Source organism: Massilia pseudoviolaceinigra, from assembly GCF_030846505.1.
Lineage (GTDB): Bacteria > Pseudomonadota > Gammaproteobacteria > Burkholderiales > Burkholderiaceae_D > Telluria_A > Telluria_A violaceinigra.
Genome location: NZ_JAVCWL010000010.1, coordinates 22,393 through 38,551, shown reverse-complemented (window position 1 = coordinate 38,551; position 16,159 = coordinate 22,393). Strand labels below are relative to the sequence as shown.

At 67.9% G+C, this 16,159-nt stretch carries 14 protein-coding genes; 6 read left to right on the top strand and 8 right to left on the bottom strand.

Features of this window, described 5'->3' with window-relative positions:
* Positions 1-3 precede the first annotated feature (3 nt).
* Genes RBA40_RS11550 through RBA40_RS11515 form a run of 8 tightly spaced genes read right to left on the bottom strand, consistent with a single transcriptional unit; the run spans position 4 to position 11,351 of the window.
* Positions 4-1,050, bottom strand: a complete 1,047-nt coding sequence (locus RBA40_RS11550) for a FecCD family ABC transporter permease (RefSeq protein ID WP_306648013.1) — start codon at positions 1,048-1,050, stop codon at positions 4-6.
* Positions 1,047-2,024, bottom strand: coding sequence for a FecCD family ABC transporter permease (locus RBA40_RS11545; protein ID WP_306648012.1), 978 nt, complete (start codon positions 2,022-2,024; stop codon positions 1,047-1,049). Before RBA40_RS11545 ends, RBA40_RS11550 begins: the two co-directional genes overlap by 4 nt.
* Positions 2,021-2,941, bottom strand: coding sequence for an ABC transporter substrate-binding protein (locus RBA40_RS11540; protein WP_306648011.1), 921 nt, complete (start codon positions 2,939-2,941; stop codon positions 2,021-2,023). Before RBA40_RS11540 ends, RBA40_RS11545 begins: the two co-directional genes overlap by 4 nt.
* Positions 2,938-3,774 carry a siderophore-interacting protein gene (locus tag RBA40_RS11535; RefSeq protein WP_306648010.1) on the bottom strand — a complete coding sequence of 279 codons (837 nt, stop codon included), beginning with the start codon at positions 3,772-3,774 and terminating at the stop codon, positions 2,938-2,940. Before RBA40_RS11535 ends, RBA40_RS11540 begins: the two co-directional genes overlap by 4 nt.
* A complete protein-coding gene (locus RBA40_RS11530; RefSeq protein ID WP_306648009.1) occupies positions 3,771-7,634 on the bottom strand; it encodes a non-ribosomal peptide synthetase in 3,864 nt (1,287 codons plus the stop codon). The genes RBA40_RS11535 and RBA40_RS11530 overlap by 4 nt, the downstream gene beginning before the upstream one ends.
* Positions 7,631-8,506, bottom strand: coding sequence for an isochorismatase (locus tag RBA40_RS11525; RefSeq protein WP_306648008.1), 876 nt, complete (start codon positions 8,504-8,506; stop codon positions 7,631-7,633). The genes RBA40_RS11530 and RBA40_RS11525 overlap by 4 nt, the downstream gene beginning before the upstream one ends.
* Entirely contained in the window at positions 8,503-10,146 is a 1,644-nt protein-coding gene (locus RBA40_RS11520; protein ID WP_306648007.1) for a (2,3-dihydroxybenzoyl)adenylate synthase, read from the bottom strand. Before RBA40_RS11520 ends, RBA40_RS11525 begins: the two co-directional genes overlap by 4 nt.
* Positions 10,143-11,351, bottom strand: a complete 1,209-nt coding sequence (locus RBA40_RS11515) for an isochorismate synthase (RefSeq protein WP_306648005.1) — start codon at positions 11,349-11,351, stop codon at positions 10,143-10,145. The genes RBA40_RS11520 and RBA40_RS11515 overlap by 4 nt, the downstream gene beginning before the upstream one ends.
* Positions 11,352-11,645: 294 nt before the next feature.
* Here RBA40_RS11515 and RBA40_RS11510 point away from each other — a divergent pair, with 294 nt between their 5' ends.
* The 6 genes from RBA40_RS11510 to RBA40_RS33555 all read left to right on the top strand — a co-directional run bounded on the left by RBA40_RS11510 (position 11,646) and on the right by RBA40_RS33555 (position 16,046).
* Positions 11,646-12,728 (top strand): 3-deoxy-7-phosphoheptulonate synthase, encoded by a 1,083-nt coding sequence (locus RBA40_RS11510; protein ID WP_306648004.1) that lies wholly within the window; start codon positions 11,646-11,648, stop codon positions 12,726-12,728.
* Positions 12,721-13,902 carry an MFS transporter gene (locus tag RBA40_RS11505; RefSeq protein ID WP_306648003.1) on the top strand — a complete coding sequence of 394 codons (1,182 nt, stop codon included), beginning with the start codon at positions 12,721-12,723 and terminating at the stop codon, positions 13,900-13,902. The genes RBA40_RS11510 and RBA40_RS11505 overlap by 8 nt, the downstream gene beginning before the upstream one ends.
* A 111-nt stretch (positions 13,903-14,013) precedes the next feature.
* The gene (locus RBA40_RS11500) at positions 14,014-15,168 is read left to right on the top strand and encodes a type IV pilus twitching motility protein PilT (RefSeq protein WP_099880834.1); all 1,155 of its coding nucleotides are present in this window, start codon (positions 14,014-14,016) and stop codon (positions 15,166-15,168) included.
* A gap of 134 nt (positions 15,169-15,302) precedes the next feature.
* Positions 15,303-15,464 (top strand): YhfG family protein, encoded by a 162-nt coding sequence (locus RBA40_RS11495; RefSeq protein WP_306648002.1) that lies wholly within the window; start codon positions 15,303-15,305, stop codon positions 15,462-15,464.
* Positions 15,454-15,897, top strand: coding sequence for a Fic/DOC family protein (locus RBA40_RS11490; protein WP_306648001.1), 444 nt, complete (start codon positions 15,454-15,456; stop codon positions 15,895-15,897). The genes RBA40_RS11495 and RBA40_RS11490 overlap by 11 nt, the downstream gene beginning before the upstream one ends.
* Positions 15,813-16,046 (top strand): Fic family protein, encoded by a 234-nt coding sequence (locus tag RBA40_RS33555; protein WP_374710485.1) that lies wholly within the window; start codon positions 15,813-15,815, stop codon positions 16,044-16,046. The genes RBA40_RS11490 and RBA40_RS33555 overlap by 85 nt, the downstream gene beginning before the upstream one ends.
* The last annotated feature ends 113 nt before the right edge of the window (positions 16,047-16,159 follow it).

Here is a 16,159-nt window from a genome sequence, read left to right as displayed (position 1 = left end):
CCATTACTGCGTTTCTCCGTTGCGCTCGTGAAGGAGCAGGTACAGCAAAAATGGTCCGCCGAGCAGGTTGCAGATCACGCCGACCGGCAGTTCGGCATCGCCCAGCACGACGCGTCCGAGCGTGTCGGCGGCGGCCACCAGCAATGCGCCGGACAAGGCCGATGCCAGCAGCGCGCCGCGCCCGTAGCCGACCAGCCGTTCGCCGATGAAGGGCGCGGCCAGCGCCACGAAGGCGATGGGCCCGCATACGCCGACTGCCATCCCGGCCAGCAGTACGGCGCACAGCAGCACCTGCCATTGGGTCGCTCGCACGGGCAGGCCAAGGCCGGTGGCGATATCGGGATCGAAGCGCAGCAGCGCAAGGCGGCGGCTGGCCAGCAGCGCCGGCGGCAGCAGCAAAAGAAGAGCGCCGGCCAGCGGTAGTGCCGAACCGTAGGTGCGCCCGCTCAGGCTTCCGATGCTCCATGCGTACAGTGCGCTGGCGTGCATCAGCTCCTGCTGCGACAGTACCAGTTCGGCCGCAGCGCGCAGCAGGCTGGCGATGGCGATGCCGACCACCAGCAGACGGTGCCCCCGGCTGTCGAGCGGGCCGCTGGCCAGCAGCAGCAATGCCACCGCGCCCAAGGCGCCCAAGGGCCCGACCCACCACGGTCCGAGCATGCCGGTGGTGCCGGCGATGAGCGCCATGAAGACGCCCAGCATGGCGCCGTCGGCCACGCCAAGCATGTCGGGCGAGGCGAGGCGGTTGCGCGTGAGGGTCTGGATCAGGCTTCCGGCGAGACCGAGCGAGGCGCCGGCCAGCACGCCGGTGAGCAAGCGCGGCAGGCGAAACTCCAGCACCATCAGGCGCGTGCCGCCGGGTGCATTGCCGTTGACGACATCGAGCAGCTGGGATGGCGACAGCCACGCCGGGCCAGCCGACAGGGCCACGGCGACAGCCAGTGCAAGGGCCAGCAGCAGGGCGAGTATGGTGTACAGCGAGCGTTTGGCAACCAGCACCGACAGCGTGCCGCCGCGCAGAACAACGAGGCCTGGCTCGGGCGCCATCATCGAACGCTCCCGCGCGCGAGCCACACCAGCAGCGGCGCGCCGAGAAGGGCGGTCATCACGCTGATCGGAGTTTCAAACGGTTGCGCCACCAGGCGCGCGCCCAGGTCGGCGAACAGCAGCACGATCGCGCCCAGCCAGGCCGATGCCGCCAGTTGCGCCGCCAATCCCTGCGCCAGCGCGCGTGCGAGAAAGGGCGCCAGCAAGCCGAGAAAGGCGATTGGCCCGGTCAGGGCCACCGCGCTGCCGGTCAGCAGCGTGGCGGTGAAGGCGACCGCAGCGCGCAGCAGGCGTGGCGAATGCCCGAGCGAGCGGGCGATGTCGTCGCCCAGCAGCATGGCCGACAGCGGCCGCGCCAGGAACAGCGCAGCCAGTAATCCGAAGATGATGAATGGCGCGGCCAGCATGATCATGCCGCCATTTGAGCCAGCCAGCGAGCCGAGAACCCAGAAACGGTACTGGTCGTAACCGGATGGCTGGCTAAGCAGCATGGCGGAACTCAAACCGTGAAAGGTCGCGCCCAGCGCAACGCCGGCCAGCACGAGGCGCAGCGGACTGCCCGACTGGCGGCCGGCGTTGGCCACGCCGAGCACGCAGGCGTTGCCCAGCAGGGCGCCGGCGCCGGCCCACATCAGATAAGCAAGGCCGGATTCGGCGCCGGCCAGGGTGATGCCGGTGACCACGCCGAGCGCGGCGCCGGCATTCACGCCGAGCAGGCCCGGTTCGGCCAGGCGGTTGCGGGTCACGGTCTGCATCAGTATGCCGGCCACGCCAAGCGCGGCGCCGACCAGCAGCGCCGCCAAGGTACGAGGGGCGCGCACGTCGCGCACGATCATTTGCAGGGGCGAGTTGTCGCCACCGGCCAGCACGGCGCGCAGGTCGGCCATGCCGGCGTCGCCGGCCCCGGTCAGCATCGATGCCAGCAGCAGCGCCGGCAGGATGGGGACGAGCAGCGCGATGCGGCCGGAGGAACTCAAGGCGCGGCCAGGGCTTTGTCGACGTCGGCCAGGATCGCCAGCGCGGCCAGCGGGCCGCCTGGACTGGTCCACAGCGAGCCGTCCACCGCGCGCACCTGATTACGCTGGGACGCGCCGAGCTGGCGGAACGGCGGCGACTGGCGCGCCGCGGCCAGGGCGTCGTTGGCGGGGCCGCTGGCGCTCAGCGTGCCGACAAAGATCCAGTCGGCGTCGATGGCGGCCAGTGCCTCCAGGCTCAGTGGTCGCGAATGGGCCGCGCCGGGTTGCATCTGCGCGGCGGGACGGCGCATCTTGAGGTCGGCCAGCACCAGGCTGGCGAAGGAGTCGCGCAGCATGTACGACGGGCCTTGCGGATTCCAGCGCACCACGCTCACCGTGGTGTTGGCGCGCTCGCCCAGGCGCTGTCGCAGCGCGCCGGCCTTGGCGATGTAGTCTGCCAGGAAGGCGTCGGCATCGGCCGATTTGCCCATCATGGCGCCGATGCGGCGGAACGTGGCCTGCCAGTTCTCGCCGGGCAGGTAGGTGACCACGGTGGGGGCAATCTTGGCGAGCTGGGACAACAGCTCGGGGTCGTTCATGCCGCCGGCGAGAATCAGGTCGGGCTGCATGCCGACCACCAGGTCGAGCACGGGGGCGGCGAAATTGCCGGCGCTGGGAATCGTGGCGGCAGTGGCGCCGAGGTAGCGCGGCATGGCCGTTTGCCCACGGCCCTTGGTGGCGCCGGCGGGCTTGATTTTCAGGGCCAGCAGGGCGTCCAGATCGAGTTCGGACAGCGCCACCACGCGCTGGGCGCGTTCGGGTACGGTGACGGCGCGGTTGGCGGCGTCGACGATTTTGCGCTGGGCCAGCGCCGGCGTGGCGCACAGCGCCATGAGCGCGAACAGCGCAACGCGGCGCAGGGGGGAGAATGTATTCATGATTCAGCTTCTTCCAGTTCATCCATGATGCGGTGGCGTTCGGCGTGGTACGCCTCTTCGGTGTGCTCGTCTTTCCAATACGGGACCGCGTACATGTCGGCGCGGGCCACGCCCCGCTCGGACAGCAGGAAGTCGCGCAACGCCAGCAGCTGGTTGCTTTCGCCGGCCAGCGTGACCGACACGCGGCCCGGCGGCCACGCCATCGCTTTTACGGCGTCGAGCAGCAAGGTGCTGGCGCCGGGACGGGCGCCCCGTCGCGACAGCCAGTGCACCGAAAAGCCAGCGGGGTAGGGCAGCGCCTGGACTTCGGAGTGGTCGGGAACTTCGATCAGCACGGTGCCGCGCGCCTTGCGGGGCACGTCGCGCAAGGCGGCGGCGACCGCGGCTAGCGCGCTCGGGTCGCCGATCATCAGGTGGTAGTCGGCCGATGGCACGAAGCGCGGCGGCCCGCCCGGACCGGCCACGCCGATGGCGTCCCCCGGCTGGGCGTGCACGGCCCAGCGCGAGGCCGGGCCGTCGTCGCCGTGCAGGACCAGGTCCACATCGAGTTCGCCCGCTTCGGCGTCGTAGCGCGCCACGGTGTAGGTGCGCGCGATGGGCCGGATGTCGGCCGGCGGCCACACCGGGCCGTCCGGGCCAAGCGTCGGCAGTACCGGTTCGCGCTGGCCTTCGCGCGCCAGCAGCAGCTTGATGTGGGCGCCGTCGCTATCCTCCGGAAAGCCGGCCAGCGCTTCGCCGGCCAGGGTGATGCGTCGCATTAATGGGGTCAGTTGCAGCGTGCGGCGCACGCGCAGCATGCGTGGCGGGGTGCGTTTAGGCGTGGGAGTGGTCATCGTGGTTTGCCTTCCGGGTGAATACGTTGCGCCAGCGCGCGGCCGATATGCCCGAGGGGCGCGGGCTGGCTCATGGACGAATGGGTGCAATCGACGTCGATGCGTTCGAGCTGGCCGTCGACGTACGGCGTCCACCCTTTCCAGTCGGGGGCGTCGGGGCCGCGCCGGCTGGCATGGAAGAACAGCACGTCGCCCTCATAGCGCGGATGGCGCAGCTGGCGGTACAGGCGCATCGACAGCAGTGCGGTGGTGGTAATGCGTTCGAGGTGGGCGTCGTCGGCCGTGGCCAGCGAACTGCCCGGCTGGCGGAACTGGGCCAGCAGCGCCTCGCGCGGGAGCGGCTGGCCATCGGCGTCAACCGACGGCGCGCCGATCACGTCGAGCATGGCGATCAGGGCATCGCGTTCTTCGGCTTCCGGTTTGCCTTCCCAGATATCGCTCGGGTACGAGTCCATCATCGCCAGCAAAGACACCGTTTCGCCGGCGGCTTGCAGGCGCGCTGCCAGGGCGTGGGCAAGACCGCCGCCGGAGGACCAGCCGATTAGGCGGTACGGTCCATGCGGTTGGGCGCCCCGTACAAGGCCAAGGTAGTCGTCGACCTGCATGTCGATGTCGGTGGGCGGCGTGCCGCTCATGCCGCGTGCCTGCAGACCGTAGATCGGCGTGTGCGGCAGGTAGGCGGCCAGGCCCAGATAGCACCACGACAAGCCTTCGGCCGGATGCACGCAGAACAGGGCAGGGCCGCTGCCGCGCTGGATGGTCAGCAGCGGTGCGAATTCGCCGCCCGCGGCGGCGCTTGGGGGCGCGTGGCCGACGGTGCCGAGCGAATGCGCCAGTGCGGCCACGGTACGGTGGCGGAACAGGGCCGATACCGCCACTTCGCGCTTGAGCGCCGCGCCGAGGCGGTTGGCGACCTGGATCGCTTGCAGCGATTTGCCGCCGAGAGCGAAGAAGTCGTCCATTGGCGTCAGTGCCTCCACGCCGAGCACCTCGCGCCAGACGGACATCACCGACTGTTCGAGCGGGGTGGCGCCGAGTGCGGTCGGTGCGGCGTCCAGTTCACGGGCGCGCAGTGCGGAACGGTCGATCTTGCCGTTGGCGTTGCGCGGCAGGCGCGCAAGGCTGGCGTAATTGGCCGGCACCGCCGCTGCGGGCAGGCGCTCGGCCAGGAAGGCGCGCAAGGCCGGGGCATTCAGTTTGCCTGCGGTGGCGACGAAAGCGCGCAGGTGTTTGCCGCCGTCGGCCTGGGACTGGCACACCACGGCAGCTTCGCGCACACCGGGATACTGCAGCAGTGCGGCTTCGATCTCGGTCGGGTCGATCCGGTGGCCGCTGATCTTGACTTCGTCGTCGAGCCGGCCCAGGTAGCGCAGCTCTCCATCTTCGCCCAGCACCACGCAGTCGCCGGTGCGGTAGGCGCGGCGACCATCCGGCAACGTGACAAAGCGCTGCGCGGTCAGCGCTTCGCGGTCGAAGTAGCCGCGCGCGAGGCCGCCACCGATCAGGAAAAGTTCTCCTTCCTCGCCGATGCCGACAGGGTGCGGGGCGCCGACGGCGATATCGACACCAGGCAGCGGACGGCCGATCGGCACGGCGTCGCCGGTCCAGGCGATGGCGTCCGGGCCAGCCAGCTGCGCGGTGGTGCAGATGACGGTGGCTTCGGTCGGGCCGTAGGTATTGAGCAGCACCAGATGGGCTGGAGCGGCCGTGCGCCAGCGCGCCACGCGTTCGGCCAGCGCGGCCTCGCCGCCGATGATGACCAGCCGCAGGCACTCGGGCAACGGTGCCCCGTGCTGGCCCACGTGGAAGGCGAGTTCGTGCCAGAACGCAGTCGGCAGGTCGAGAACGCTGATGCGCAGCCGCGCGCAGGCATCGATGAAGCGTTCGAGCGATTCGAGCATGGCGTCGTCGCGCAGGATCAGGGTTGCGCCGGCTCCCAGGGTGAGGAAAATCTCTTCGACGCTGGCGTCGAAATGCAGCGGGGCGAATTGCAGTACGCGGTCGTTTGCGGTGACCTGGTAGCGCGCGGTGGCGCCGGCGCCGAAGTGGGCCAGCGCGGCGCGCTCGATCATGACGCCATTTGGCCGGCCGGTGGAACCGGAGGTGTAGATGATGTAGGCCAGTGCGCTGTCGGCGACCGGCAGCGGGGCCGACATCGGATCGGCTGGCGCGGCCTCGTCGATGCACAGCAGCGGCAGGGAGGCTGGCAGCAGCGGCGCATATTTGCGCAGGCTGAGGACCACCGTCGGCTTCACGTCTTCCAGCACGGCGGCCACGCGCAGGGCAGGGCCGTCCGGGTCGAGCGGCACGTAGCCGCCGCCGGCCCACATGATGGCCAGCATCGCGATGATGGTGTCAAGGCTGCGCGGCAGCAGCAGCACGACCCGGCTGTTTTCGGTAACACCGGCGTCGCGCAGGCGGCCGGCCATGTTCTGGACGGCAGCTACCAGCTCCGCATAACTGAGTTCGGCGTCGCCGTGAATCAGCGCGGTCTTGTGCGCGTCGTGCGTGAGCAGGGCAGCGAGCACCGATACAGGCGCGGTGGGCAGCTCACCGCCCGACAGCAGGGCTGGCGTGGCGTGCGGCGCTTGTCCGAGCACGTCGGAAAGCAGCGCGTCAGGCTGCTCAAGCTGGGCGGCCAGCGCGTTCAACAGGGACTGGTGCAGCGCATGCAGGGTGGCTTCGTCGTAGGCGTCCGGATTGGCTTCTATGTCGATGCGGCTGTTCGTGCCGGGAGCGATGGTGATCGACAGGTCTTCGACCGGACCGGCCGCTACCGGGTGCGAGACCGCGTGCAGCGCACCGAATACCGGTGGGCGGTCGAACGGCATGAGGTTGATGACCGCGCCAAACAGGCGGCGCGTGCCGCCGCTCATGCCCAGGTCGTGTTTCAGGTGTTCGTAGCGATAGCGCTGGTGCGGACGGATCGCCTTCATCTCGGCGGCGACCGCGCGCGCCAGGTCGGCCAGTGACTGCCCGGATGCTGGCGCGAGGCGCAGGGGGACGATGTTCATCGCCATGCACGGAATGGTCAGCGCCACCGAGCCAAGGCGGCCCATGACGGGCAGGCCCAGGGTCAGAGCGCCCGCGCTGCTGTGGCGGCGCAGCCAGGCGCCGGTGGCGGCGACCAGCACGGCGGCCCAGTCCACGCCTGCGGCGCTGGCCACTGCCTGGCAGCGTTCGATGGTGCTGGTGGCGATGCCGCCACGTACACGGCGAACGCCGCGCGCCACGGTGGCCGGTGGCGCCAGCATCGCCGGCGCACCGGCACCGGCCATGCGCGCCAACCAGAAGTCGCGGTCGCGCGCGTAGGCGGGCGAGGCGACATAGGCGGCATCTTCGGCCACCACCGGATCGAGCTTGCCGGCGCGCGCCGTCGGCGCTTCGGTATTGCCGGTGCGGGCCGAATACAGGGCCGCCACGCGCTGCGCCAGCATGGCGTAGGCAAAGCCGTCCAGCGCGATGTGGTGGGCGCGCAGGTACCACAGCGCCTTGTCCGGGCCCAGTTGCAGCAGCGCGCTGGCGAACAGCGGACCGCGCGCCAGGTCGGCGCTCTGCTGCAGGTCGGCCTGCATCCACAGCCGGGCCTCGGCGTCGCTCATGTCGTGGCGCGCGAACGGCCAGTCTTCTTGCGGCTCGGGCGTTTGCCAGACCGCGTCGCCATCGCTGGCAAAGCGCATGTGCAGAGCATCGCATTCGTGCACGGCCTGGCGCAGCGCGGCTTCGAAGTGGGCGTGCTCCAGCGGGCCGCTCAGTTCGACCGCTTCCGCAGTCCAGTAGGCGGGGCTGGCGGCATCGAGCTGCTGCCCTAGCCAGATGCCGTATTGCGCGCTTGTCAGCGCCAGCCGTGCGCCGCTCACTTGCCCACCCGGCGCGCGTCGAGCAGTTCCCACCAGTCGGCCAGGGTCGGACGTTCGGCCAGTTCGACGAAGGTGGTTTCGATGCCGGCGCGGCGCCAGCGTTCGATCAGGCTCATAAGACGGATCGAATCGAGACCGGCGAAGAGCAGGTTGTCGTCCGGCAGCAGGTCCGACGCCGGAACGGCCAGCAGTTGCGCCACTTCGGCCTGCAGTGCGGTGCGCGTGGCATGCCAGGCGATTGCCGGCTTGAGCGCGCCGGTCACGGTCGCCGTGCTGGCAACCACCCCGCAACGCTGCGATACGTAGTCGAGGCCCATCTGATGCTGTGCGGCCGAGAAATCGGCCAGCGCGTCGCCGACCAGGAAGGGCTGGATGTCGCTCATGAAGGCGTCGGCTGCGGTCATCAGGCAACCGATGTGGGCATACACGCCGCATACGATCAGCTGGTCGCGGCCCTGTTCGCGCATGCGCGCCAGCAGGTCGCTGCGCACGAATGCGCTGTAGCGCCATTTGGTCAGCACGGTGTCCTGCGCGCGTGGCGCCAGGCTTGCCACGACCGGTGCGCGTTCGGGCTTGGCGGTCAGGCCGGGACCCCACCAGTCGGTGAGCAGGCCGCGGTCCTGGGCCGATTGTTCGGCCGGCTGCGCGGTGTAGACGACCGGTACGCCGGCGGCATCGGCTGCATCGCGCAGCTGCTTGATGTGGGCGATCAGCTCCGGAATCGGCGCGGCGGCGGTGTCGTAGAAGTCGAGGAAATATTCCTGCATGTCGTGAATCAGCAGCACGGCGCGCTTCGGTTCAGGCATCCAGGTGACGCGGTTGTCCGGCATGGCCGTGGGCATGGGGTAGGAAGCGATTTTCGGAATGGTCATGGTGCGTGCCGATCTTGTGATTGAGTGCCGATCAGCTGGGCGATCTGTTCGCGCAGCTGGCGTTTGTTAACTTTGCCGACGCCGGTGGTGGGGAAGCGCTCGACGAATTCGATGCGGTCGGGGATCTTGTACTGGGCCACGCCGCGTTCGCGCAGGAAGCGCGTCAGTTCAATCGCCCGTACCGGTGCGCCCCGCGTGACGATGAAGGCGCAACTGCGCTCGCCCAGGTAAGCATCCGGCATCGACACCAGCGCGGCGTCGTGCACGGCGGGGTGGGCCAGCAGGTGGTTTTCGACTTCTTCGGCTGCGACCTTGTCGCCGCCGCGGTTGATCTGGTCCTTGGCGCGGCCTTCGACGACCAGGTGGCCGGACGGCAGGCGCATCACCAAGTCCCCGGTGCGGTAGAAACCGTCGCTGGTAAAGGCGCGCGCGTTGTGTTCTTCGGCGCGGTAGTAGCCGCGGATGGTGTACGGGCCGCGCGTGAGCAGGTGGCCGATTTCGCCTTCCGGCAGGTCGCGGTCTTCATCGTCGACGATGCGCACTTCGTCGGCGGGCGAGATCGGGCGGCCCTGCGTATTGGCGGTCAGTTCGGGCGAGTCGTCGGGACGGGTGTAGTTGACCAGGCCTTCGGCCATGCCGAATACCTGCTGCAGGGCGCAGCCGAGCACCGGCCCGACGCGGCATGCCGCTTCCGCGGAGAGGCGCGCGCCGCCCACTTGCAACAGCTTCAGGCTACCCAGCTTGTGGCGGGTGGCACCGGCCGCGTCCAGCCACACCATGGCCAGCGGAGGCACCAGCGCGGTGATGGTCACGCCTTCGGCTTCGATCAGCGGAAAGGCGTCGTCGGGCGTGGGGCGGCGCGCCAGCACCACGCGGCCGCCCGCGTGGAATACGCCGAAGCTGCCCGGGGAACTCATTGGAAAATTGTGCGCGACCGGCAGCGCGCATAAATACACGCTGGCGCGGTCAAGTTCGCAGATGTCGGCGCTGGCGCGCACGCTGTACAGATAGTCGTCGTGGGTACGCGGGATCAGCTTGGGCAGGCCGGTGGTGCCGCCGGAGAGCTGCAAGAAGGCGACGTCGCCCGGCTGCGGGCCGGCAATCGGCGTTGCGTCTTCATACAGCGAGTCGAAAGAGATGAATTCGGCGGCGTCGCCCAGCACGATCACACGCGCCAGCGCCGGCACTTCGGCCATGACTTCGCGCGCCAGGGTGCGGTAGTCGAAGCCGGCGTCGCTGTCGGCAATGAGGTAGGCGGCGGCATCGGTAAACGCGCACAGGTGGCCGATTTCGTGGCGGCGGTGCGCGGGCAGGGCAAACACGGGCAGCGCGCCGATGCGGAACAGGGCGAAGCAGGCGACAAAGAATTCGGCCACGTTGGGCAGTTGCACGACCACGCGGTCGCGTCGGGCGATGCCCAGGCGGATCAGGCCAGCGGCGAAGCGGTCGGCGCGCCGATCGAGTTCGGCATAGCTCCAGCGGCGTGCGCCGCAGACCAGGGCGGTGCTGTCGGGATGAACAAGCGCGCGGGTGCGCAGGAGAGAGCCAAAGGTTTCACCGCTCCAGTAACCGGCTTCGCGATAGCGCGCCGCAAAGTCGTCGGGATACGGGGTGAAACCGGGCAGATAGTCACTGGTCATGCTGCTTCCTCCAGCACCGCTTCGAGGCCCATTGCGCGCAGCATGGTGCGCAGCTTGCCCGACGTTTCGAGGAATTCGAGTTCGGGGTCCGATCCAGCCACGATGCCGGCGCCGGCGTACAGGGTGGCGCTGTGGGCACCCACTTCGGCGCAGCGCAGGGTGACTGCCCATTCGCCGTCGCCGTTGGCGTCCATCCAGCCCACCAGGCCGGCGAAGAAACCACGGTCGAAGCCTTCGGCCTCGTTGATGAACGTGCGCGCCAAGGCTGCGGGGTGGCCGCAAACGGCCGGCGTTGGGTGCAGCGCCATCGCCAGTGCGAGCGAACTCATACCGGGCTCGTTCAGTTGCGCCGTCACTTCGCTGCCCAGGTGCCACATGGTGGGCGTGGCGATCAGCGACGGCACGGCCGGCACGCTCACCGAGTGGCAGTAAGGACGCAGCGAGTCGGCCACCATGTCGGCCACCAGCGCATGTTCGTGCAAGTCCTTTTCGGACTGCAGCAAGCCTTGCGCGCGGCGCTGGTCTTCATGCGGCTCGGCGCTGCGCGGGATCGAGCCGGCCAGCGGATGGCAGCGCACACGGGTGCCATGGCGCGAGAGCAGCAGCTCGGGACTGGCGCCGACCAGGGTGCGGCGGCCGTGCGCGTCCGGCGCCAGGTCGATGGCGAAGGTGTAGCCGTGCGCGTTACGCGGCCCCAGACGCGCCAGCAGGCCGACCACGTCGATCTCGGTTTCGAGGGTCAGTGAGCGCGACAACACCACCTTTTCAAGCTGGCCGGCGCGGATGCGTTCGACCGCCTGCGCGACGGCACGCTGGTACTGGTGTTGCGTTGGAATGGATTCGACGGTGCGCGGGAAACGGGCGCGCGGCGGCGGTGCTTGCGGGGTTGCGGCAGGCAGATTGGCCGGGCCGGTCGCCATCATCACGTGCGCGGGAATGAGCAGGTGTGCCGGGGCGTCGGCCAGGAACGGCACGGCGCCGATCATCACCGGGGTCGCGCTACCGTCGCGGCGCGCGGAGCGCAGCAGGGCCGCCGCGGCGCCGGCCAGCGCGGACCCGGACTGCGGCGGCAGGATGCTGCGCTTGCCGCTGGCCAGCAGCGTGTGGCCGGGCGACGAGAACAGGGTGGCGCCAGTTTCGTAATGCGCGCATAGATCGGCCGCGCTGGAACGGCTCAGATAGTGGCCGTGCAGTCTGTCATTCATCGTGAATATTCCTTGCGTTAGGAGGGCAGTCGAAGCGATTCGCCGGGTAGGCGGGGCCGAACTATAGATCATAATGATTATCATTTACAATCTAAATATTAATGCAAATGAGATTGATTCGCATTTACCTGTTATGGTATGCTCAAGTTTCACGCCTGTCAACGATGACGAATGTTCATCACACCTGAAAAGACCTATCATGCTCGTACCGCACCTCGTCGCCCGCCAACCGGGCTTGCCACCGCATGCCGCGGCGGCCCTTGCCGTCCACGCCACTACCCGCGGCGAGCACGCATGAAGCGCGACCTGTCTCCGCTGTCGCACGACACGCCCGGCCCCTTGCCGTCGCCCGCCGAATTGCGCGCCCAGTTGCCGCTGTCGGACAGCACCGCGCTGCTGATCGGCGCCGCACGCCAGAGCGTGCGCGATGTTCTCGACCGGCGCGATCCACGCCTGATGGTGGTGGTCGGCCCCTGTTCGATCCACGACCTGCATGCGGGGCTCGATTACGCGCGCCGACTCAAGGCGCTGGCCGACGAAGTGGCCGACACGCTGTTCGTCGTCATGCGCGTGTACTTCGAAAAGCCGCGCACGCGCATCGGCTGGAAAGGGTTGATCAACGATCCGCGCATGGATGGATCGTTCCGCATCGCCGAGGGCCTGGCGCTGGCGCGGCGCTTCCTGATCGATGTGGCCCAACTGGGTTTGCCGGCGGCGACCGAGACGCTCGACCCGGTGTCGCCGCAGTACGTGGGTGAGTTGATCAGCTGGGCGGCGATTGGCGCGCGCACCACGGAATCGCAGACGCACCGCGAAATGGCGTCGGGCCTGGGCGTGCCGGTCGGCTTCAAGAACGGCACCGACGGCAAGGTCGACACCGCGGTGAACGCAATCGCATCGAGCTCGCATCCGCATGCTTTTCTGGGCATCGATGCCGATGGCCGCGCGGCCGTGATCCGCACGCCGGGCAACCCGTATGGCCACCTGGTGCTGCGCGGCGGCGGCGGGCGTCCCAATTACGACGCGGCCAGCGTGGCGCTGGCCGGGCAGGCGCTGGAGAAGGGCGGCCTGCCGCCGAATATCGTGATCGACTGCGCGCACGATAACTCGAACAAGAACCACACCTTGCAGGCGCGCGTGCTGGACGACGTGGTGCGCCAGCGCCTGGCGGGCAACCGCAGCGTGGCCGGCGTGATGATCGAAAGTTTCATCGAGGCCGGCAACCAGGCTATTCCCGCTGAACTGTCCACCCTGCGCTATGGCTGCTCGGTGACCGACCCTTGCGTCGACTGGGCCGAGACGGCCGCCATGCTGCGCCGCGCGCGCGAGGCCCTGCGCGAGAGCGTCGCGGCGCTGCGGGAGGGCCGCGATGTCTAAGCCGTCCCGCGCGATTTTGCTGGTCGCGGCGCTGCAGTTTGTCTATCTGGTGGACTTCATGATGGTGCTGCCGCTCGGGCCGGACCTGGCGCGCGAGCATGGCTTTGCGCTCGACCGCCTGGGCTGGCTGGCTGCGGCTTACACGCTGGCGTCCGCGGTCTCCGGGCTGGTCACGTTCCGCCTGCTCGACCGCTTCGACCGCAAACCCGCGCTGCTGCTCACCTTCGGCCTGCTGGCGCTGGCGACCCTGGCGACCACCTTTTGCCACGGCTTGCCGGCGCTGATGGTGGCGCGCGCGCTCACCGGCGCCTTTGGCGGGCCGGCGGTGGCCATCGGCATGGCCATCGTGATCGACCTGACCCCGCCCGAACAGCGCGGCAAGGCCATGGCCAAGGTGATGCTGGGCTTTTCGCTGGCGGCGATCGCCGGCGTGCCGCTCGGGCTGGAACTGGCGCGCACCGGTGCCTGGCAGGCGCCGTTCTATATGGTGGCGGCACTGGCGGCGCTGGTGCTGGTGGCGATGGCTTGCCTGCTGCCGGCGCTGGAAGGGCACCTGAACGCGCGCGAGAAGGTCTCGGCGCGCATCCTGCTGGCGCGGCCGGCGGTGCGCCTGGCGATGCTGCTGCAAGCTGGCAGCGCGTTCTCGGCGTTCCTGGTGATACCGCATTTCTCGGCCTACTTTTTGCTCAACATGGGCTTTCCGCGCGCGCAGCTGGGCATGCTGTACTTTGCCGGCGGCGTGGTGGCGCTGTTGACGGTGCAGCTGCTCGGACGCCTGGCCGACCGCACCGGTCCAGTGCTGGCGGCGGGGCTGGCGTCGAGTGCCTTTTGCGCAGGCCTGGCGCCGTTTTTCGGGCTGGGCGCGGCGCTGCCGATCCTGTTCTTCGTGCTGTTCATGGCCGGGAACGCGGGGCGCAACGTGACCATGGCGGCCACAGTCAGCCAGGTGCCGTCGCCGCACGAACGGGCCGGCTTCATGTCGCTGCAAAGCCTGGTGCAGGATGTGGCCATCGGCGCGGCGGCGCTGGTGACCAGCTGGCAGCTGGGCGAGGCGGCCGACGGCAGGCTCACCGGCATGGCGCCGGTGGCGGCGCTGGCGGCCGTTGTCGCCGTGGCGGTGGCTTGCGGACTGGCGCGGCTGGCCGGTGCGCGGCGCGCTGTTGCGCTGGAGTGACACTGAACGGGGCGCAATGGCATCGTCCTGAAAAATTATCTTTCAATGATGCAATTTTTTGCGGGGACTGGTCTTATAATTATCGGCACTATTGACCACGCCAAGAGCCAGATGGAAAACCACCAGTCCTCGCAAATCCCTACCCTGACCTATGTGGAGAATGAAGACCATCCGGTGTTCGGCACCCTGGTCGAGCAGATTCTCCACCTGCTCAATTCCAAGCTGATTTTCAGCGACATCATCATTCACCAGAATAGTCCGCTGATGCTGCGCCAGCCGAAAGGGCTGGTGGCGGTGACCGATTCGCCGATCACCAAGGAAGAGTTGGAAGAGTTCTTCGAAGTGATCGAGCCCGATTGGGCCGAGCGCATTTCCGACCGCGCCTTCGATCGCTCGATCGACCTGCACACGGCGCGCATCCGCGCCAACTGCTTTACGTTCCAGGGCAAGAAGCGGCTCGGCTGCGTGGTGCGGCGCTTTCCGCGCGAACCGCTGCCGCTGAACCAACTGGGCTTGCGCGCGGCCGAGCAGGATTTCGCGCTGCTCACCAGCGGGCTGGTATTGATCATCGGCGACACCTGCCAGGGCAAGTCGACCACGATCGCCTCGATGATCGACCAGATCAACAAGACGCGCTCGGGCCACATCATCACCATCGAAGATCCGGTCGAAACGCTAATCCCTCAGCGTAAGTGCATCATCACCCAGCGCGAAGTGGGCTTCGACGGCGACGTCGAGAGCTACTACCTCGGCGCGCTGGACGCGCTGCGCGAGCGGCCGGACGTGATTGTGATCGGCGAAATCCGCGATGCCCAGACCGCGCAGGAAGCGCTGGCGCTGGCCGAATCGGGTCCGCTGGTGCTGGCGACCCTGCACGCGCGCTCGACCGAGCTGGGTTTGCAGAAGATGCTGCGCCTGCTGGGCAATTCGGACGCGCAGGCGCAGGCCCTGGCCAGTGCCCTGCGCGGCGTGCTGTGCCAGGCCTTGCTGCCGTCGGTGGGCGGGGAGCGTTATTACCTGGCCACCGAGTGCCTCAGCTCGAATCCGGAAGTGGTGCGCATGATCGAGTCCGGCCGCGTGGCGGAAGTGCGCTCGCTGATGGATGGCGGCACGGGCAAGTTCAACGCCGGCTGCCATTCGATGAACACGGCGCTGGTGAACCTGCTGCGCGAGAAGAAGATCAGCGTCGAGGATGCGCGCAATGCGACCACCGACCGGATCGGGTTTGCCGATGCGTGTTATAGCGGGATGCTGGACGCGGCGTAAGGGCTGATCAAGGTGCTGCGGATCGCGTCAGGATCAGCAGATGCGCGCTTTCTTCGCCTGCCCGGCAGGTCGCCGGACAAGGGCATCAGGTACAATGTCTGTGGACGGCATCGCTATCGCGCGGGAGGATTGAAATGTTGACTAATGAAAAGAAGCGGCAGATCTTCCTCAAGTTGCGTTCCGAGAACTATCAGGCCAGCCTTCGCCTCGAAGGGTTGGTTCAGCGTCCGGTGAGTACCAACAAGCCTGCGCTTGAACGAACCGCGGCCACCCTCACGAAGAAGAATGGCCGATAAATACGGCGCGGGCCAGGACGTTCAATATTGCTATCCGAAATCTAACGTTCTGGTCAATAAGCTCGGCATCACCGAGGCGGATGCCCTGGAAGCGGCTGAGATCGAGCTCACCCAGGCCCGCATTGAACGATACGAGCCGAATTTCGATGATATTTCCCTGCCGGCCCTGCGCGCAATTCACTTCCATCTATTTCAAGACATTTATGACCGGGCTGGTAAGCTTCGGACCGTCGATATCAGCAAAGGCAGCACGAGGTTCGCGAACGTTAGCCGGATCGAGGCTGAGGCGGACAAGCTTTTTCGGCAGCTTGGGCAAGAAAACTATCTAATTGGTTCGCCGCGTGCGCAATTCTTCGCGCGGTTGCACACTACTACTGCGAACTCAACGTCATTCATCCGTTTCGGGATGGAAATGGACGTGTGCAACGGCTGATGTTTGAATTGCTTGGCATAAATGCTGGCTTTGCGCTTCGCTGGGAACCGATCGGCCGTGCGGAATGGGTCGAGGCTAACATTGCGGCATTTCATTGCCGGCTTGATCCGCTGACCGATCTCCCGGATCGTGCACTGACTCCCATTTAGGCACGGGGCCCAAGACTGGACGGGCGCGCCGCTGTTTTCGCCATCGTCGTCATGAGCGCAGTCGCCACCACTATTGGGCGTGGACGGCCAGCTCGGCGCCCACGCCTTGGCCC